Source organism: Neobacillus sp. BF23-41 (genome assembly GCF_041106275.1).
The window spans coordinates 74,145-91,487 of the sequence record NZ_JBGBPR010000003.1; the positions used below are offsets into that span (position 1 = coordinate 74,145).

Below are 17,343 nucleotides of genomic sequence, written 5' to 3' on the forward strand. Positions count from 1 at the left end.
GGAATATTAACCCCCATTGTAAATCTTTTATCAGTAAACCTATTTTTTGTTTAAATGGTGTTTTTATTCCATCTTAATGAGAATAAAAAAAAACCCTTTACAAGTGAAGGGTTTTTTGGACAGCATATTGTTTTTTCATATGATTGGCACTTAATATTTTAGCTTTTTTCACTTTCCTTAGTCCAAACCACCAAAGAAAAATCATAAAAGGAAAAATAATAAAGAGCCAATTTTCTTGGGAAATTAAGATAAAATCGTATGCACCGTGGAGAAGAAATGGTAAAAGAAGGGAAAATACAACCCATTTAGCTTTATTCCCTTCTGTAAACTTTGCTTTCCCAATATAAAAGCCCATAATTACACCAAATAGAGCGTGACTTGAAACTGGTAATAATGCACGTGTTACCGCATGTTCGATTCCATTAGCTATTAAATAGAAGACATTTTCTATTGTAGCAAAACCAAGTGAAACAGCTACTCCATAGACAATTCCATCAAAGGGTTCATCAAACTCTACATGCTGATAGACAACATAAAAGAGGATAAACCATTTGAAAAACTCTTCAAATAGACCTGAGCTAAGAAATGCATTGAAAAGATCAGATTTAATTATATGTTCTGTTTCAAGTACATGCTGGATAAACATGATTGGAAACACAAGAAGGGCTCCGTACATAAATGTCCTTAGAACGAAGGATATTGGCTCTGAGTCATATTCATCTTTTAAATAAAAATAACTAAGTAAGGCCAGTCCGGGGGCAATTCCGGCGGATAATATTCCCAGCATGATGAACCTCTTTTCCAATCCATTTTCTTAATCGTATCATGTATTCTCTATAAAGAAAATGAAAGATTCATTCCATTTATTAAGCCGACTTCAACCGTTTGACATTTGGTTAGCTTAAAATTTAATTTCCTTCAAATTGCTAGCAAGGGCTACAGCCAATTTAATTCTTGCTTTTTTGGAGTCGTTGTCACTCCCTAGAATAACTCCCTTATTAAAAAGATCAAAGGCACTTCCTTCATAATCATAGGTTGTGTATACTGAACCCTCTTCTGCGCTAGTAGTGACAACCAGTTTAATTCCCGCTGCAATAGCTTTTTCAATTTCTGCCATCATTTTAGGGGCAACCTGACCACGTCCCACTCCTTCTAGGACAATCCCAGCAATCCCCGCCTCACGAGCTGCCTTAATAAATTTCCCATCAGCTCCAATATAGCATTTAATGATTTCGACTTGAGGAATAGATGATTCTATTTCAAAATACTCTCTTTTGATTGGTTTTTGAAAAACATGAACTTGATCGTTATCAATAATGCCAAGATAGCCAAATCCAAATGCATTGAAACCCTGGATATTGGATGCATGTTCTTTTTTTACATATCTTGCAGCAAATATTCGTTCATTAAAAACGACAACGGTGCCAGCATCCCTTAAATCATGAGAACAAGCACAATAAATGGCATGACGCAAATTAATATATACATCGCTGCCTAAATCCTCTGGCGAGCGCTGGGAACCTGTAACAACAACAGTTCTTGGGTCTTTAATTGTTAAATCAAGAAAATAGGATGTTTCTTCCATTGTATCCGTTCCATGTGTGACAACCACGCCTGAAACATCTTCATCCTTAAAATAGTCCTCAATTTTGTTTTTTAATAAAATTAAATCATCAAATGTGATATGAATACTAGCTTTTTGAAAAACAGATTCAATAACGACTTCAATGTCCTTTGGCAAATTACACATACTAGCGAGCTCTTCACCAGTTAACGCACCTGAGGCTAATTTTCCTGAATCTTTATTTGGCTTGCTTGCTATTGTTCCACCTGTTGTTAATAAGACAACTTTTTTCATCATTTTGTCACCCTTTTTGCATCTTTTTCTAGGATTGAGCAAGCAATTTCCCCACCGTGGAACCTGCCATTTTCAATGAATATTTCATTTGCGTTATTTCCTGCCGCAATTACACCTGCTATATATATTCCCTCAATATTTGTCTCCATTGTATCTGCATTAAAGAAGGGTCGCCCTGATTCCCCATCTATTTTAACACCCATGTTCCGTAAAAATTGATGATCTGGATGGTAGCCTGTCATTGCAAATACAAAATCATTGCTTATCACATTTTCGTTATGGTCTTTTATATATACAACTTGATTTTCCGTTATTTCTTTTAGGGTAGCGTTAAATTCCATCAAAATGGTTCCCGCCCGGACCAACGCTTCAAATTCAGGAAGAATCCATGGCTTTATACTTGGAGAGTATTTTTCACCACGATATAAAACTGTCACTCTTGCTCCAGCCTTCACAAGTTCTATTGCAGCGTCAACACTAGAATTTTTCCCACCAATCACACAAACATCTTTATCATAAAATGGATGGGCTTCTTTAAAATAGTGAAATACCTTGGATAAATTTTCACCAGGTACCTCCATATAATTGGGATGATCATAATAACCGGTTGCGATGATTACATAGCGGGCACAATAAGTATTTTTATTGGTATAAACATGAAATAGCTCACCTTGTTTTGATACACTGGTTACTTTTTCAAACGCATTTATTCGTAACTGTTTCCGTTTGGCAACTTCTCGATAATAAACAAGCGCCTGATTTCTTTTAGGCTTATAATGTTCTGTAATAAAGGGTACTTCGCCAATTTCTAATTTTTCTGCTGTACTAAAAAATGTTTGATGTGTAGGGTAGTGATAAATTGAATTCACCACATTTCCTTTTTCAATAATAAGTGGTTTTTTCCCTATATCCTGAACTGCGATCGCCGCTGCTAAACCACATGGGCCACCGCCAACAATAATGATATCTTCTATTTGCATAATTAGTACACCCCTTAAAACAATCATTCAGGATAACAAAAAAACTCCTATCGTCTATGATAGGAGTTTTTTCACTATGTTTCAATGGTTAAGTTTTAAATCCAGCCTCTAAAACGGCTTGCCTCTGCCATTTTTCTAACTCCAACCATATATGCAGCAAGTCGCATATCGACACGGCGTGTTTGGGCAGTGTCATAAATATTGTTAAAGGATTTTATCATTACCTTTTCCAGTTTTTCTTCTACTTCTTCCTCAGACCAATAGTAACCTTGGTTATTTTGAACCCATTCGAAATAAGAAACGGTTACACCACCGGCAGATGCTAATACATCCGGGACAAGGAGAACTCCTCGTTCTGTTAAAATCTCTGTCGCCTCTAGTGTAGTTGGACCATTTGCCGCCTCTACCACGATGCTTGCACGAATATTATGAGCGTTTTCTTCAGTAATTTGATTTTCTATTGCAGCAGGAACAAGAATATCGCATTCAAGTTCTAGCAATTCCTTATTTGTAATCGTGTTATTAAATAATTTTGTAACCGTTCCAAAGCTATCTCGTCTATCTAATAGATAATCAATATCCAAACCATTTGGATCATGCAAAGCTCCGTATGCATCAGAAATTCCAATTACTTTTGCACCTGCATCGTGCATGAATTTAGATAAAAAGCTTCCAGCATTACCAAAACCTTGAATAACAACCCTTGCACCCTCAATTTGAATACCCTTCTTTTTAGCAGCCTCTTGGATACAGATTGTTACTCCTTTTGCCGTTGCAGACTCACGTCCATGTGACCCACCAAGAACAAGCGGTTTACCCGTAATAAAACCTGGTGAATTAAATTCATCAATTCGGCTATATTCATCCATCATCCAAGCCATGATTTGCGAATTGGTAAACACATCAGGAGCTGGAATGTCTTTAGTTGGTCCAACAATTTGACTGATTGCTCTTACGTATCCCCGGCTTAATCTTTCAAGCTCTCTAAAGGACATATCACGAGGGTCGCAGACAATACCGCCTTTACCACCGCCATACGGAAGATCGACAATGCCACATTTTAAGCTCATCCAAATTGAAAGTGCTTTCACTTCCGTTTCTGTCACACCTGGATGGAAACGAATCCCACCCTTTGTTGGCCCCACAGCATCATTATGCTGGGCACGGTAACCAGTAAATATTTTTATGGAACCGTCATCCATTCTAATTGGAATTTTAACTGTCATTAAACGTAATGGCTCTTTTAAGAGCTCGTATACCTCTTCAGGATAACCTAACTTTTCAAGGGCTTTATGTATAACGGTTTGTGTCGATTTCAACACATCATGCTTTTCCTCTTGATTAGTCTTTTCATTATCTTTATCGGCTACCATTTGTAATCCTCCCTAAAAAAATGCTACGAATGTTGTCAGCTTTCAGACACAAGTATACACCTTTAATTGATTTATGCAAGTGAAAAAAACAACTACCTGAACCATTATGTAAACGTTGCCAACTGCATTTTTAAAGGATTTCTAAAATTGCAATGGCTACAAATTATATCTTAATAACTTTTAATGATTGGAAGGGCGGTGGTTGCCCTTCTCTAACTTACTTTCTTAAAAAGTAGCTAAATTACTTGAAATATTGAAGAATAGTTTCCACCGCATTATTTTCGATTATTCGTTTCCCATACTCAGCTAAAACGTACGGACTTAGAATAGAAGCATTACCAAATTCAGATAAAACACAAGCAGCCTTAATATTTTTTTCAGTTTCTAAATTATTCATTAATAAATAATAGCGGTTATGCATTGCATATAGGCTTCCACCAAAAATATTGACAGTGGACAGTCTTTTTGAAAGACCAATTATATCCTCAAAATCATCAAACTCATACAATAGGTCCTCAAAACCTTCCATCCTTACTTGCATTTCAATAAATCCATCGTATAGAATTTCCTCATCTTCAATTGCTTCATCAACGGTAATGATCAATATCATCCCTTGAGCCTGGAGGGAGAACACCTCTACCGCCACAGAACCTTGAATATCAACGTCAAATTCCTCACTTGCCTCTTCCACCATATCATGAAAAAGCTGATTCCATTTTATTGAGTCTTTCCAAATATCTTCTTTGGAGAGTCCCCTGTCAAATAAATCATCAGAGGTTAGAAAAATTTTTATTTTATTGGCCGTTAAGCGTTCTAAGCGCATGATTTTGCCCCCTGCCGTGACATAACTCTTGTTTTCAGTGTATGCCCTGGGGTCCTGTTGGTGAATTGTCTATATTTTTCCTTCCAAATCAGAATTCCACTTTAGTGTAATCAAGTGACATTCAGCAGGTGCCCCCAACCTTAAAGGGATGGTAGTGGTACCATAACCATTACTAATAAGAAGAATGGTATTATCTAATCTTTTTATTTTCCCTCTTTCATGTGGACTATATCCTAAAATATGAATTTGCCCCCCGTGTGTATGACCACATAACACTAAGCGAATTTCATGTTCAGAAAGAATTTTATTTGTAATATCAGGATAATGGCTTGCTAGAATTTTAAAACTTTTCTCCTCTGCATCTAGTAAGGCTAAATCCAGACGATCTCGGTCTTGCTTTAAATCATCTACACCAAGTAAACAAAATTTTTCACCTTGGGCTGATTCAAAAGTCACCGCGGTGTTATCTAATACTTTAATACCTAACTCCAGGAGGATGGCATCTAATTTATGATAATCTACTTCATAATCATTGTTTCCCCATACAAAGTAGACAGGACCAATTTGCTTTAGTTTCAACAAGTTTGCTTTAACTTTCTCAAAAGGAACCCCTTTTTCTGTTAAATCTCCGCCGATTACAACTATATCTGCCTTCCCCTTAACAGGGTTAATAATTTTATCAGATATCTTTCTCCTATGAATATCCGATATAAAAAAGATCGAAACACTGCCTAGAGATTTAGGAAAGTCTGAAAAAGATAATTCATGCTCTATTACTTTATTTAAAAATGCTTCACGTAACATATATATAAGAAGACATCCACCACCGATGAACAGGACAACTAAACTAATAACCATATTTCTTTTTCCCCATTTCTTAACTTAAAGTTCAATGGAAATCATACCATAAAAAAGACTTAAACTAAAAAAGACAAGGGTTTGCTCCCATCCCATATTAAAAAGAAGGAAAAAAATAATAAAAAGGAAGAGATATTCCAAGAAAAGATTCATACCTAATTTTTCTCGTTTCTTCCCTATTTTTCTTGTCCTATGTAACAGCTCACGAATAACTTTTCCGGTAACGAGAAAGCCAATAAAAAAAACCACTGAAGCTACAAAAAATTTTAATGGATTTATTACAAGCCCTATAAAGAACTCAGAAAGGACAAATGGATGAGGAATCGTAATCCATTTAATGAGCAGATATCCACTTAGAAAAATAACCAAATCCGTCAATACTTTTTTATACATAAAAATCCCTCCCATACAATGTATGAGAAGGATTGAAAATATTACCTAATTCAGTTATTGGTCCTCTTCGATACTTAAAATTCTGAACCCATGTTCTTCCAGCCTCTTTGTAAATTTGTCAATATTGTTCTTCTTTTCAATCTTCATTACAATTCTTCGGACAAGTTTATCAGTTTCATCAAAAGTAACAAGAGAAATAATATGTTCATGGAATTGATGGGCAATTTCAGACAGACGAGCAATCCGACCTTCAGTTTCAACTGATGTAAAGGCAATCCTTACACCTGGGCGATTTACTCCAAATGCACTCTCAAATGAACTGATTACATCCGAACGAGTAACCACTCCAAGGAAATTTTTGTTTTCATCAACAACAGACAATAAAGGAAAATCCTTTAAATCAAGAAGAGTTTTCTCGAATAGTTCTCTACCCTCTAAAAACTTATCTTGATGTGTAGCAATATCTTTTACAAAAGTTGAGGTTAAGTACTCATCCTTTTGTTTATCAGAATGAAAGAAACTTTCATAAATACAATATCTCGTCGCAACCCCTACATACTTATCTCCATTTAAAACCGGTAGTCCATCAATTTGATATTTTTCTAATCTTTCCAAGGCCTCTGTCAGTGTCGTATTTTCCTGTGCAGTAAAACATTCATGCTTTGGAATCATAATATTTTTAACAAACAATTCCCATCACCTCAAAATTGATTATCTGTATTATCTATTATACTTCGACAATCCTTAGATAAACCCCTTTATATTTTAATAAGATAAATGTCATAGAAAAACGAAAAATTCATATTATTAAATGATGTTGAATAAAGGGAGGGCTAAAATGAATACACACTTTAAATCCTATCATCCTTATGCGAGTCCGTTTGACCCTTGCAAGCCAATTCTTGAAAAAACTTACTCAACCCCACCACATTTATATATGGGCTTTCAACCACCTAATCTTCCACAATTTTCACCTCAAGAAGCACTGAGAGCTGGCACGCTCTGGAAGGACTTCTATGATCCTTGGTACAATTCGTTCGAGAAAGCAAAAGGGGGCCTGCCAACATGACACAGGTCCCTGCCGAATATTATCAAATAATGGAGCAGCTTCAAACGGTTGACTTTGTTTTAGTAGAACTCACATTATATTTAGATACCCATCCTGATGACCTAGAGGCAATCAATCAATTCAATCATTACGCAAAAGAACGTAAACGTATCAAAAAGGCATTTGAAAGCCAATTTGGTCCATTGCTTCAATTTGGAAATAGCTACTCCGGATATCCATGGAACTGGAAAGATACCCCATGGCCGTGGCAAGTTTAATTAAAGGGAGGGAAGAGCTCAATGTGGGTTTATGAGAAAAAATTACAGTACCCAGTTCGAGTCAGTACTTGTAATCCAACATTAGCAAAATATTTAATTGAGCAATATGGGGGTGCCGACGGCGAACTTGCTGCTGCACTCCGATACTTAAACCAACGATACACAATTCCAGATAAGGTAATTGGTCTTCTAACAGATATCGGTACAGAAGAGTTCGCCCACCTCGAAATGATTGCTACAATGGTCTACAAATTAACGAAAGACGCCACGCCTGAGCAAATGAAAACAGCAGGATTGGGAGCACATTATGCTGACCATGATAGTGCATTATACTACCATAATGCCGCAGGAGCCCCATTTACAGCTACTTATATAACCGCTAAGGGTGATCCAATTGCAGATTTATATGAAGATATTGCAGCAGAAGAAAAGGCAAGGGCTACCTACCAATGGTTGATTAACATAAGTGATGATCCTGATATCAATGATAGTCTGCGCTTCTTACGTGAACGGGAAATCATCCATTCGCAACGCTTCCGGGAAGCTGTGGAAATATTAAAAGACGAACGTGGTAAAAAGACTATATTCTAATAAGAAAAGCGGAAGCGCCCGTTTAGCGGCGTATGGACTGGAGCGCTTCGACTGAGATAAAGGAAACACGGAGAGCGCTAGCGATCCGATGTTGACTTATCGTAGGGAGAAGAGTGAAGTCCACTAGACGCTGGGCGCTGGAGCTAGACAGTAATCTAAGTTCAAAATCTTATACTTAGTTTCTCTCGATAACAATAAGAAGCAGTTTAGTTCTGCTTCTTATTTTTTTTCATGATATAGGTTTATGTCATATTTAGTTTTCATCATTTCAAAAACAATGTGACGTGATTTCCATTCTTCTTCTTTTTTCCAATAATCCTTACTGCGATCGACAATTTCACATCTTAATTCATGATATTCCTTTTCTGCTTTGTCTTTTTTTGCTTTAAGTAAATTCATTGTACCGTACATTCCGACACAAAAAACCAACAATGTTAAATTATTGGAGTCATTTACAAACGCCGAAAACATTGCAGCAAAGGAATAGGAATAAATACTGGCAACTGTGATATACAAATAGGTTAAGAAACTAGCTGCTAAAATAATTGTTGCCCAAATTGAAAGAATATGCCGCTTTTTAAAACGGTCAAATTTTTCTTTTCGTTTTCTTACATTTTCAAGAGCCTGCTTGGTTGCCTGATCAGTATTTTCAAGTAATTGGATTGGAGAATCCATTTTTATCACGCTCCATTTCTCTGTATATACATATGAACTTGTCCCTTCTATTATGTTTTTCTATTAAAAAAAACCGATCATTTTGGATCGGTTAATTGTTTATTGGTATTTTCAAAACCTGCCCTGCATTTAGTTGGTTACTCGTTAGATGGTTTGCCTCCATAATAATATCCATTCCCTTTGGGGATTGATAATACGTCATTGCTATCCTATAAAGGTTTTCATTTGGTTTAACCGTATGAGAAATGATTTTACTATCTTCTGGTTCTGTCGATACTAAGCTAGTTTCTGACTCTTTTTCTTTTTCACCATTAATATCTGATACCTGAGAATCCGTTTTGTTTTTATTTGTACTCTCGGGTTGAACAGATGTATCCACAGCCGTTTCAGTCTGTTCTACTCCGGCGTTAGATTCTACGCTAGGTTCTTCAGAATCGTTAGCTTCAGAAATTGCTTCCTTCGTTTCATCAGGAGTTTCTAGGGTTTCCTCGTCATCTTTAGAATTTTCCAAATTAATCGTTTCATACCCTACTGTTTCTCCTGATGATTTTTCAACCCCATTTATTTTTTTAGCACCGTCACGGTAAGAGATTACACTAAATATGATTATAGGCAGGAGGATAAAGAACAAAACTAATAGACGAATAAGTGGATATTTTAGCTTCCATTTTGTTTTTTTCTTCTTTGGACGATGTATCTGCTCCCGTGGAGGCAAAACTTCCATGTCTTCGACTTTTTCATTAATTTTTTCTATTCGCTGTTTTAATCTTTCCGCTTGGTCCCTGAATGGTTTTTCATTATTCATGGAGCCACTCCTCCCTATTCATCTTCTCTGATTGGTTGTTTAATTTTTATATAGACTCCTAATAAAAAATCAATGACAAAATGCATAACAATTGTGACTGCTAAATTGTCTGTCCACTGAAATATTAAACCAATAAAAAAGCTTAATACAACAATATTTACAAACAAAAACCAATTAAAAAGGTATCGATAGTGGATGATTGCAAAAATAATACTTGCTAAAATGAGGCCTACTTTTGTTTGAATGATCCCTCTAAACAATAATTCTTCACTAAAAGCTACTAAAAGGGCAATGATAAAGATGTGAAACAAATTTCTATTTTTAAATATTCTTTCATTCAAACCGCCATCATCATAAAAGGACGAAGGCAGCGATTTCATTAAAAGAATATCGGCCATTACCACTGTAATACCGGCAGGGAGACCGATTGATATAATATGAAAGTCATTCAAAGAAATATTATCCAAATAGGAGAAATGGTCAAAAAATATAAATCCTAATATCAATGAGATCCCACAGAGAATTCCCTGTGTCATGTACAAGTGAAAAAGCAAATCTTTATCCGTTAATCCATTAATTAATTCAAAATACTTTTTTTTCATTCCCTCAACTCACAATTGATTAGAATTTTAGCAAGATAGTCGTTCCAGTTTTTTTCATTTGTTTTTACTGAAGGAAAATGATTAGAATTATTAGTTTGATAATCATTTATTTGAAGCCCGCAAATGTCGCAGCATGGATTTAGCTTGTTAGACAATATTTCATCAAAATAATGTAAAATATATTCACGTCTGCAAAAATTGGTTTCAATCCATTTTTTCATGCAATAAATATTATTTTTCTTAATGGATAATCTTTCCTCAACAAAATCATTAATAGTGCATTGTAATTTTTCAAGGCTAGTCATTTCTAGAAATGACTTATTTACAAAGTCCTCAACAATCCTCCATTGAATATCGGTAAAACCGCCAAGCTCCATTAGTTTCGTATTTAGATTGATCTTTCCATCCTTCAGAAGATGGTCATGTTCTACCTTTTTAAACAACCAGTCTATTTGCTGTTCAGATGGCAATTCATTCTCTGCAAGCTGGATTGGAAGCTGTTCATCCCCTGGCGAATATAAAAGGATGGCAATACTCGGTTCGCCATCACGACCTGCCCTTCCGATTTCCTGTAGAAAAGATTCTATTTGCATTGGCATGTGATAGTGAATAATAAAACGGATATTTTCTTTATTAATACCCATGCCAAAAGCACTCGTAGCACATATTACATCTAATTGCCCATAGATAAACTGTTGTTGAATCAGTATTCTTGTATTTTGATCCAATCCGCCATGATAGGCCATAGACTGACAGATTCCTTTTTCTGTTAGTAAGGTCGCCATCTGTTCGGCAGCTTTTTTACTTGAAAAATAAATAATTCCCGGTTTTTTCAATTTGGCAACAAACTCGAGGACACTGGCTTGTTTATCGCGGTAATCAAATAGTTCTTTTACATAAAAGCCGATATTTGGTCGGTCTATGGTCGATTCTATTTTTACTATTTCCTCTAAATCAAGTGAAGCAACAATGTCCTGTCGTACCTTTATTGTAGCTGTCGCTGTCAGTGCAAGCGTTAGTGGATTACCGAATTTCTTTCGAATCTCACCTAGTTTTGAATAATCCGGGCGAAAATCAAAGCCCCATTGGGAAATACAATGGGCTTCATCTACAACAAACAATGCAATCGTAAGCTCTTGAAGTTTACGAAGGATATAGGGAACTCTCAACATTTCAGGTGATATGAAGATAAATTTATATTGACTTAAATGATGTAGGGCCCTATTTCTTTCCTCTCCCGAAAGAAAAGAGTTTAAAGCAATGACTCTTTTTTCACCAAATCTTTTAAATTGTTCCACTTGATCCTGCATTAATGATAGAAGAGGAGAAATAATTAAAATTTGCCCCTCTAAAATAATCCCAGGAAGTTGGTAACACAGGGATTTTCCAGTTCCAGTTGGGAGCATGGCCAGTGTATGCTGCCCAGCAAGAATCGAGGTGATTACCTCTTTTTGTCCAGTCTTAAACGTTTGATAACCAAAATGTTTTTTTAAAACCTTTTCTAATTCCATTATCTATCACCATATTTCGCTAAAACTAACCTAATTTGAAAATAAGTAGCAGTATCTACTTCTTCTCTTATCACTTTTAGCTGTTTGGTTACTTTTTGCCGCGAAACTTCCAAAATCTTATTTTGTAACTCACTATTGACGTAGGTATCAATGGAAAAATCCTTTACATTTAAGGCTAATTCAACAAGATGATCTTCTATTGTACTTATTTTTAAGTGTCTGAGATTTGCAATCATATCAAGGCTATATCCTTGTAATAATAATGACTGTGTTTTCCTTGAGGAAAGGGTTAATTCATCATCTTGCATTAGATCATGGATAAGATAAGGTAAGATTTTAAACTGATTACCGTCTTCCATTATTTTTTGAATCAAGTAATGAAGGGCATTAGTAAACCCAATCTGATAATCGTGAAAATCCAAATTCAGCTTTTTTGCTACTTGTAGAGGGGTTAATCCAATCTGCTGAAAACCAGTTAACCGAAACACTAAAAGTGATGGGTCCATGTCTTTCACTGTATTAAAACATTCATTTAACTCTGAATAGACAGTAGTCCCTATCTCCATCCTAGGTACGGTGATAACCTTTAGAGTAGATTTTAACCAGATATGGACGTCTTTGTTTTTTTGAATGGGTATATATCTTGATTCCCCAAAAGCAAGATTGGATACTACCTGAATTAGTAGGGACAATCTTTCCCAAAATAGAGAGGTTATTTGATGAAAGGTCCAGCCATTTATATATTTGGGCAAGAGTTTGTTTTCTAGAAGTGTCATTCCAGAGGTCGTTACATCGAATCGTTGTTCCCCTTTATTTAATAACCAATTTTTTTCTACCATTGATTGATATATTTCATCAAAGGAGTCCCTTGTTAATTGCTCATAAATCCCAAAAAATTTTTTTAATGAAAATAGGTGGGCGTCTTGGATAGTTTGTGATGATTTTTTTCCATTCAACAGGTGATAGACGGAGTAAATCGTCCGTTCCCTGTTTAATTGTTTGACACTATATAGAATAATGGATTCAATTTGCATTATATGAGTCCCCCACCATCTTTCGTACATTATCGACAAAATATCCATTTTTCTTCTTTATTCTACCATGAAATTAAGTAGATTGTTGTCCAAAAATGTGTAAGAATTAGAAATTCAACCATATAAACTACAGTAATATGGGTATTTTTCTATTGAAAAGTTATCGATACAGTTTTACAATAGATATGAGTTATCCGTTTTCAATTTGATAATGGAAAATGTGTAAGAATAATTTTGTTTATATTACTGGGAGGTTTTTTTCATGGCAAAGTACACAATTGTGGATAAGGAAACTTGCATTGCATGTGGGGCTTGCGGCGCAGCAGCACCAGATATTTATGATTATGATGATGAAGGCATTGCATTTGTAACTCTTGATGATAATGAAGGAATTGTTGAAATTCCAGATGTATTAATCGATGATATGATGGATGCTTTTGAAGGCTGTCCTACTGATTCCATTAAGGTAGCTGACGAAGCTTTTGATGGCAATCCAACTAAATTTGAATAATATTTAGGTAAAACAATTGTTAAGCTACTGCCTCTCTCCTTTTTAAGGTGAGAGGTTTTAATTTTTTACAAAAAAACAACAGGAGGAATGAGTCCATCCTGTTGTTTTTATTTATTAGACGCTTTTAATTGTTGTGTTCTTATTAATCCATGCCTGCATCCGAATAAACAGAAGCATAAAGATGGATGACATCATAACACCTTTTATTAAGTTAAAAGGCAAGATAGCAGGGACTACCAAATTACGCATATCAGGGAATCCCATAAGAGCAGTATAAGCCGGTAAAATGAAGAAGTAATTTAATATACTCATCATTACCGCCATTATAGCTGTCCCGGCGATTAACGCTAATGTCATACCTTTTCTAGTTTTGAGTCTATTATATACGAAATATGTTGGCAGGATAAACACAATGCCAGCAGCAAAATTGGCTATATGGCCAACAGGAATTCCTGTAAAACTTCCTGTCTGAATATAATTAAGGACATTTTTAAAAAACTCAACTAATATTCCTGCAATTGGTCCAAAAATCAATGTGGCAATTAATGCTGGGATATCGCTGAAATCGACAAACAAGAAATTTGGGAATAAAGGCAATGGAAATTGTATTAGCATTAACAGAAATGCAATACTGCTCAACATTCCAATTGACACATATGCCCTTACGTTCATTTTCCTCTGTTTCTTCATCTTCTTCATCTTCCTCTCTCCTTTTTTGATCCATCGCGTTTAGGAAGAGAGGTTCAGCAAACAGTCGAGTCCTAAGTAAATAAAAACTCCCTCAAGAAAATATACTTGAGGGAGTTTACAAAGGCACGCTTAATAAACGTTCATTAAACATTAATTTTTTGAACGTCTGCAGAACCTCCATCTTCTCCCATCCAGACTATACTGTCGGCTTTGGAATCACACCAAATCCTGCCAAAACGGCTCGCGGGCTTATGAGTTTCACTCAAATACCGCCGATCGGGAATTTCACCCTGCCCCGAAGATAGATCGATATTTAATTACAAATATAATTATACTGCTTCCTGCATTTTTTGTTAAGTAAAAGGTTTACGTTTTAACTCATTTGTAAATTTTTTATACAGTATCCACAAGAAAAGCGAAAGCGCCCGTTTAGCGGCGTATGTACTGGAGCACTTTGACTGAGATAAAGGAAACACGGAAAGCACTAGCGCATTCGTGCTTGACTTATCGTAGGGAAAAGGGCGAAGTACACTAGCCGTTGGGCCGCTTGTGCTAGACAGTTGTCTAGGTTCAAAACTTATACTTATCTTAAAAAAAAACCGCAGACACTTGAGTCCACGGGTTGTTTATTATCTCAATTTATATTTAATACTTGCTTAGGTTTAATAAGATCCGAGGACAGATGGTTAAGTTGTTTAATACGTGTTACCGTCATATTTCTTTTCCTCGAAATGGAGTACAATGTGTCGCCTTGTTTGACGATATATTGCTTTTTTCCTTTCTCTGTTTTGTCTTCCTTTTGAAGTTTTACATGGGAGCTTGCTTCTAATACATCATCATTGATTCCAGCTATTCCACCCTGTACATTCTCGCCTGTGTCCGCTTTTCCTAAGAACTTTTCTGGATCCAATGCATATTTCTTATCATATCTCCACTCATACTGGTGGGTTTCAAAATGAAGATGGGTCCCAGTAGCTTGTCCTGTTCTCCCCATTTTCCCTATTACGGTTCCCTGCTTAATACTTTGACCTTCTAATACAGTTCGCTTGTTTAAATGGGCATAGACAGTAACAAAATGACTTGGATGTTTTATAAATACTACATTTCCATATGTATTCGAATAATAGGATTTAACTACTTGACCATCATCGACGGCAAGAACAGGGGTGTTCAATTTTCCAGCAATATCAATTCCCTTATGTTTACCCATTCTCGTTCCATATGTATCAGAAATAATACCGTCTGCAGGCCATATCCACCCATCCTTTATCTCTTTCTCATCCTTCATACTTGCTTCGGAATGTATTCCACCAAAAAATAACAAACTGACACATAGCGCCATAATTAGGGCAATAAGAACCCTTTTTATGTAGTCTCGCATTTTCTTCATTCAACCTCCTTAGTTCTTTTCCTCCTCCACACAATATGTTAGTTGTTTCACTTTTAGAACATGGACCTTGGTGAAGGAGCGATTAGACATACTTGTTATAATTTGGAGATTATAGTTATTTTATTCATGATAAAAAAAATCAACCACTTGGGGTTGATTGAGAATAATTATTGAAGCGTCCGTAGGTTTGGAGCACGCGGGACCTTGTTTTCCTTTGATAGGTTAAATGTTCCGATTTTTTTTATAGGCGAATTTTTTATAATGACTTTTTCTAAACCAAATTCTTTAGCTGTTAATAACAAGGACTCATAAGCGTTAATCGTAACTTGGTCTTCTCGTAGACTCGAATTTTCATCTATTGTAACAAATAAAGTTTTTTCTTTAATGGATACATCCTTAATCGGCAGAGCTGGAAAAAGTGAACTTTTTAACCCTAATAAGGGCTGATCATTCTTCATTGCCTCCAAAGCCCTATTAATATCAGTATACGTCTTTACTGATGGAACTAAGTAGGGGATTTCACTATCTTTGGAAAAATAAAAGAAGAAGGCATGATTCTTCTTTTGGACGACTTCAATTTGCTCTTTCCTGCCAAGATTCCCTAGTTCAATTCCAGGCTCACCATTTGTTGAAAATTGGATTTTTTTAATATGACTGTTAGAAGAAATATCTTTTTGTAATACATTCATAAAATTTGTTTCTGTTGTTGATCCTTGGCCGTACTGATGGGTTGACGGCACATCAACCAAAACAGCTTTATTTTTATTATCAAGCCTCAGCGTAGCATTAAGTGGATAAAATTCGCTTAAACCCCATTCTTCTTCCTTTAAACTCACCATGTTTTCATTAAATATAGTTAGCCATGATTTATCATTTGAATCATTTACTATAGTGGAAACTGGAACAAGTATTTGCGCTTGTGGATCTGGAATCCAATAAGTTAAGACCCTTCCATTGTCTACATCATCATCATAAACTGCAGTTTTCAAAAGTTCATTATTCTCAGCTGCAGAAAAGGTCTTTGCTTTTAAATTGTCATCTTCTTTTTTCAAAGCAATGGAGGAATCTTCATCCGCTGTTTGCATTTCCTGCCCAGATGAAGCATTTTTTTGACTTGCTTTATCCTCTGAGTATTGGGTTCCGACCATTAATTTAGGAACTAAGATGAAGAAAATGAGCAATGCACATGCGGTAGCGAGGCCAGGCAGGAGCCATTGTTTTATTTTTGTCTTTTTTATAGAAAGATTCTGATAAATGTCACGAGGATTGCGATCATCTTGTATTTTGGGCATTTGCCTTAATAGTTCTTCGAGCTGCTTATCGCTCCACTCTGACTTTTTCACTAACCGCTCCCTCCTTCTGATAAGACATTTCCATATGTTTCTTCAATACCTTTAACGAACGGTGCTGTGTCGTTTTCACCTTGCTTTCTGTCCATCCTAATGCCTGGGCTGTTTCAGCAATCGATAAATCTTGAATATATCGCAGAATAATAACAGCTCTTTGATCCATTGTGCAATAGTCTAGACAGTTGTAAACCCACCTAATTTCTTCCTTTTGTACCGTGATTTCTTCTGGTATAGGATATCCATCTTTCAGCTGATCGGTGGACCAATCAAATTTTTCGAGTAAACGTTCTTTCCATCCCTTTTGTTTTCGGAAGAAGTCAATGGCTACATTTCTTGCAATCGAAAACAACCAGGTTTTCTCACTGCTTTTCCCTTCAAAACGGCGATAAGATTTAAAGACTCTTATATAGACTTCTTGGACAAGATCCTCGGCATGTTCTTTGTTCCTGACCATATAAAATAGAAATTGAAAAACGTCATGATGATATTTTTGGTAAAGTTCATCGAAAACGGAGTCCATCAATTCCCCTCCCCGTTCATAATATTAGTCGATTTATATGTATAAAAAGTTTCA

The 17,343-nt window shown here is 35.8% G+C and carries 21 protein-coding genes and 1 riboswitch; of the genes, 4 read left to right on the plus strand and 17 right to left on the minus strand.

Annotated features, from left to right (window positions below; translation table 11 throughout):
* Positions 1-97: 97 nt before the first annotated feature.
* From prsW to AB7942_RS06135, 8 genes are all read right to left on the minus strand, one after another.
* Entirely contained in the window at positions 98-787 is a 690-nt protein-coding gene (gene prsW / locus AB7942_RS06100) for a glutamic-type intramembrane protease PrsW (RefSeq protein WP_369446199.1), read from the minus strand.
* 114 nt (positions 788-901) lie between these two features.
* Complete coding sequence (locus AB7942_RS06105) at positions 902-1,858, minus strand: asparaginase (RefSeq protein ID WP_168246236.1); 957 nt, start codon at positions 1,856-1,858, stop codon at positions 902-904.
* Positions 1,858-2,838: a YpdA family putative bacillithiol disulfide reductase gene (locus AB7942_RS06110; RefSeq protein WP_369446200.1), complete on the minus strand. Its 981-nt coding sequence runs from the start codon at positions 2,836-2,838 to the stop codon at positions 1,858-1,860. The genes AB7942_RS06105 and AB7942_RS06110 overlap by 1 nt, the downstream gene beginning before the upstream one ends.
* Positions 2,839-2,933: 95 nt before the next feature.
* Positions 2,934-4,211 carry a Glu/Leu/Phe/Val family dehydrogenase gene (locus tag AB7942_RS06115; protein ID WP_088088820.1) on the minus strand — a complete coding sequence of 426 codons (1,278 nt, stop codon included), beginning with the start codon at positions 4,209-4,211 and terminating at the stop codon, positions 2,934-2,936.
* Between the two features lie 241 nt (positions 4,212-4,452).
* A complete protein-coding gene (locus AB7942_RS06120; RefSeq protein ID WP_369446201.1) occupies positions 4,453-5,034 on the minus strand; it encodes a genetic competence negative regulator in 582 nt (193 codons plus the stop codon).
* Positions 5,035-5,103: 69 nt separating this feature from the next.
* Positions 5,104-5,892, minus strand: a complete 789-nt coding sequence (locus tag AB7942_RS06125) for a metallophosphoesterase (protein ID WP_369446202.1) — start codon at positions 5,890-5,892, stop codon at positions 5,104-5,106.
* 24 nt (positions 5,893-5,916) lie between these two features.
* On the minus strand, positions 5,917-6,285 hold the full coding sequence (locus AB7942_RS06130) for a hypothetical protein (protein WP_369446203.1): 369 nt from the start codon (positions 6,283-6,285) through the stop codon (positions 5,917-5,919).
* A gap of 54 nt (positions 6,286-6,339) precedes the next feature.
* Entirely contained in the window at positions 6,340-6,975 is a 636-nt protein-coding gene (locus AB7942_RS06135; RefSeq protein WP_369446204.1) for a CBS domain-containing protein, read from the minus strand.
* 148 nt (positions 6,976-7,123) lie between these two features.
* Here AB7942_RS06135 and AB7942_RS06140 point away from each other — a divergent pair, with 148 nt between their 5' ends.
* Genes AB7942_RS06140 through cotJC form a run of 3 tightly spaced genes read left to right on the plus strand, consistent with a single transcriptional unit; the run spans position 7,124 to position 8,202 of the window.
* On the plus strand, positions 7,124-7,354 hold the full coding sequence (locus AB7942_RS06140) for a spore coat associated protein CotJA (protein ID WP_088088824.1): 231 nt from the start codon (positions 7,124-7,126) through the stop codon (positions 7,352-7,354).
* A complete protein-coding gene (locus AB7942_RS06145) occupies positions 7,351-7,611 on the plus strand; it encodes a spore coat protein CotJB (RefSeq protein WP_088088825.1) in 261 nt (86 codons plus the stop codon). Before AB7942_RS06140 ends, AB7942_RS06145 begins: the two co-directional genes overlap by 4 nt.
* 21 nt (positions 7,612-7,632) lie before the next feature.
* Complete coding sequence (cotJC, locus tag AB7942_RS06150; protein WP_369446205.1) at positions 7,633-8,202, plus strand: spore coat protein CotJC; 570 nt, start codon at positions 7,633-7,635, stop codon at positions 8,200-8,202.
* 219 nt (positions 8,203-8,421) lie between these two features.
* Here the strand turns inward: cotJC and AB7942_RS06155 are convergent, their stop codons facing one another.
* The 5 genes from AB7942_RS06155 to AB7942_RS06175 form a co-directional block, all read right to left on the minus strand.
* Positions 8,422-8,877 carry a YpbF family protein gene (locus tag AB7942_RS06155; protein WP_088088827.1) on the minus strand — a complete coding sequence of 152 codons (456 nt, stop codon included), beginning with the start codon at positions 8,875-8,877 and terminating at the stop codon, positions 8,422-8,424.
* A gap of 91 nt (positions 8,878-8,968) precedes the next feature.
* Entirely contained in the window at positions 8,969-9,682 is a 714-nt protein-coding gene (locus AB7942_RS06160) for a LysM peptidoglycan-binding domain-containing protein (RefSeq protein ID WP_369446206.1), read from the minus strand.
* A gap of 14 nt (positions 9,683-9,696) precedes the next feature.
* Positions 9,697-10,284, minus strand: coding sequence for a CPBP family intramembrane glutamic endopeptidase (locus AB7942_RS06165; RefSeq protein ID WP_369446207.1), 588 nt, complete (start codon positions 10,282-10,284; stop codon positions 9,697-9,699).
* Positions 10,281-11,795, minus strand: coding sequence for a RecQ family ATP-dependent DNA helicase (locus AB7942_RS06170; RefSeq protein ID WP_369446208.1), 1,515 nt, complete (start codon positions 11,793-11,795; stop codon positions 10,281-10,283). Before AB7942_RS06170 ends, AB7942_RS06165 begins: the two co-directional genes overlap by 4 nt.
* A complete protein-coding gene (locus AB7942_RS06175) occupies positions 11,795-12,829 on the minus strand; it encodes a YpbB family protein (RefSeq protein WP_369446209.1) in 1,035 nt (344 codons plus the stop codon). Before AB7942_RS06175 ends, AB7942_RS06170 begins: the two co-directional genes overlap by 1 nt.
* Positions 12,830-13,091: 262 nt before the next feature.
* Here AB7942_RS06175 and AB7942_RS06180 point away from each other — a divergent pair, with 262 nt between their 5' ends.
* The gene (locus AB7942_RS06180) at positions 13,092-13,340 is read left to right on the plus strand and encodes a ferredoxin (RefSeq protein ID WP_024030326.1); all 249 of its coding nucleotides are present in this window, start codon (positions 13,092-13,094) and stop codon (positions 13,338-13,340) included.
* 114 nt (positions 13,341-13,454) lie between these two features.
* On the opposite strand, the gene AB7942_RS06185 is transcribed toward AB7942_RS06180, so the two are convergent.
* The 4 genes from AB7942_RS06185 to sigX form a co-directional block, all read right to left on the minus strand.
* Positions 13,455-14,039, minus strand: coding sequence for an ECF transporter S component (locus AB7942_RS06185; protein ID WP_088088831.1), 585 nt, complete (start codon positions 14,037-14,039; stop codon positions 13,455-13,457).
* Positions 14,040-14,205: 166 nt separating this feature from the next.
* A riboswitch (FMN riboswitch) is annotated at positions 14,206-14,337 on the minus strand.
* A gap of 327 nt (positions 14,338-14,664) precedes the next feature.
* Positions 14,665-15,420: a peptidoglycan DD-metalloendopeptidase family protein gene (locus tag AB7942_RS06190; RefSeq protein ID WP_369446210.1), complete on the minus strand. Its 756-nt coding sequence runs from the start codon at positions 15,418-15,420 to the stop codon at positions 14,665-14,667.
* 167 nt (positions 15,421-15,587) lie between these two features.
* On the minus strand, positions 15,588-16,763 hold the full coding sequence (locus AB7942_RS06195) for a hypothetical protein (RefSeq protein WP_369446211.1): 1,176 nt from the start codon (positions 16,761-16,763) through the stop codon (positions 15,588-15,590).
* Positions 16,738-17,289, minus strand: coding sequence for an RNA polymerase sigma factor SigX (gene sigX / locus AB7942_RS06200; RefSeq protein WP_369446212.1), 552 nt, complete (start codon positions 17,287-17,289; stop codon positions 16,738-16,740). Before sigX ends, AB7942_RS06195 begins: the two co-directional genes overlap by 26 nt.
* Positions 17,290-17,343 lie beyond the last annotated feature (54 nt).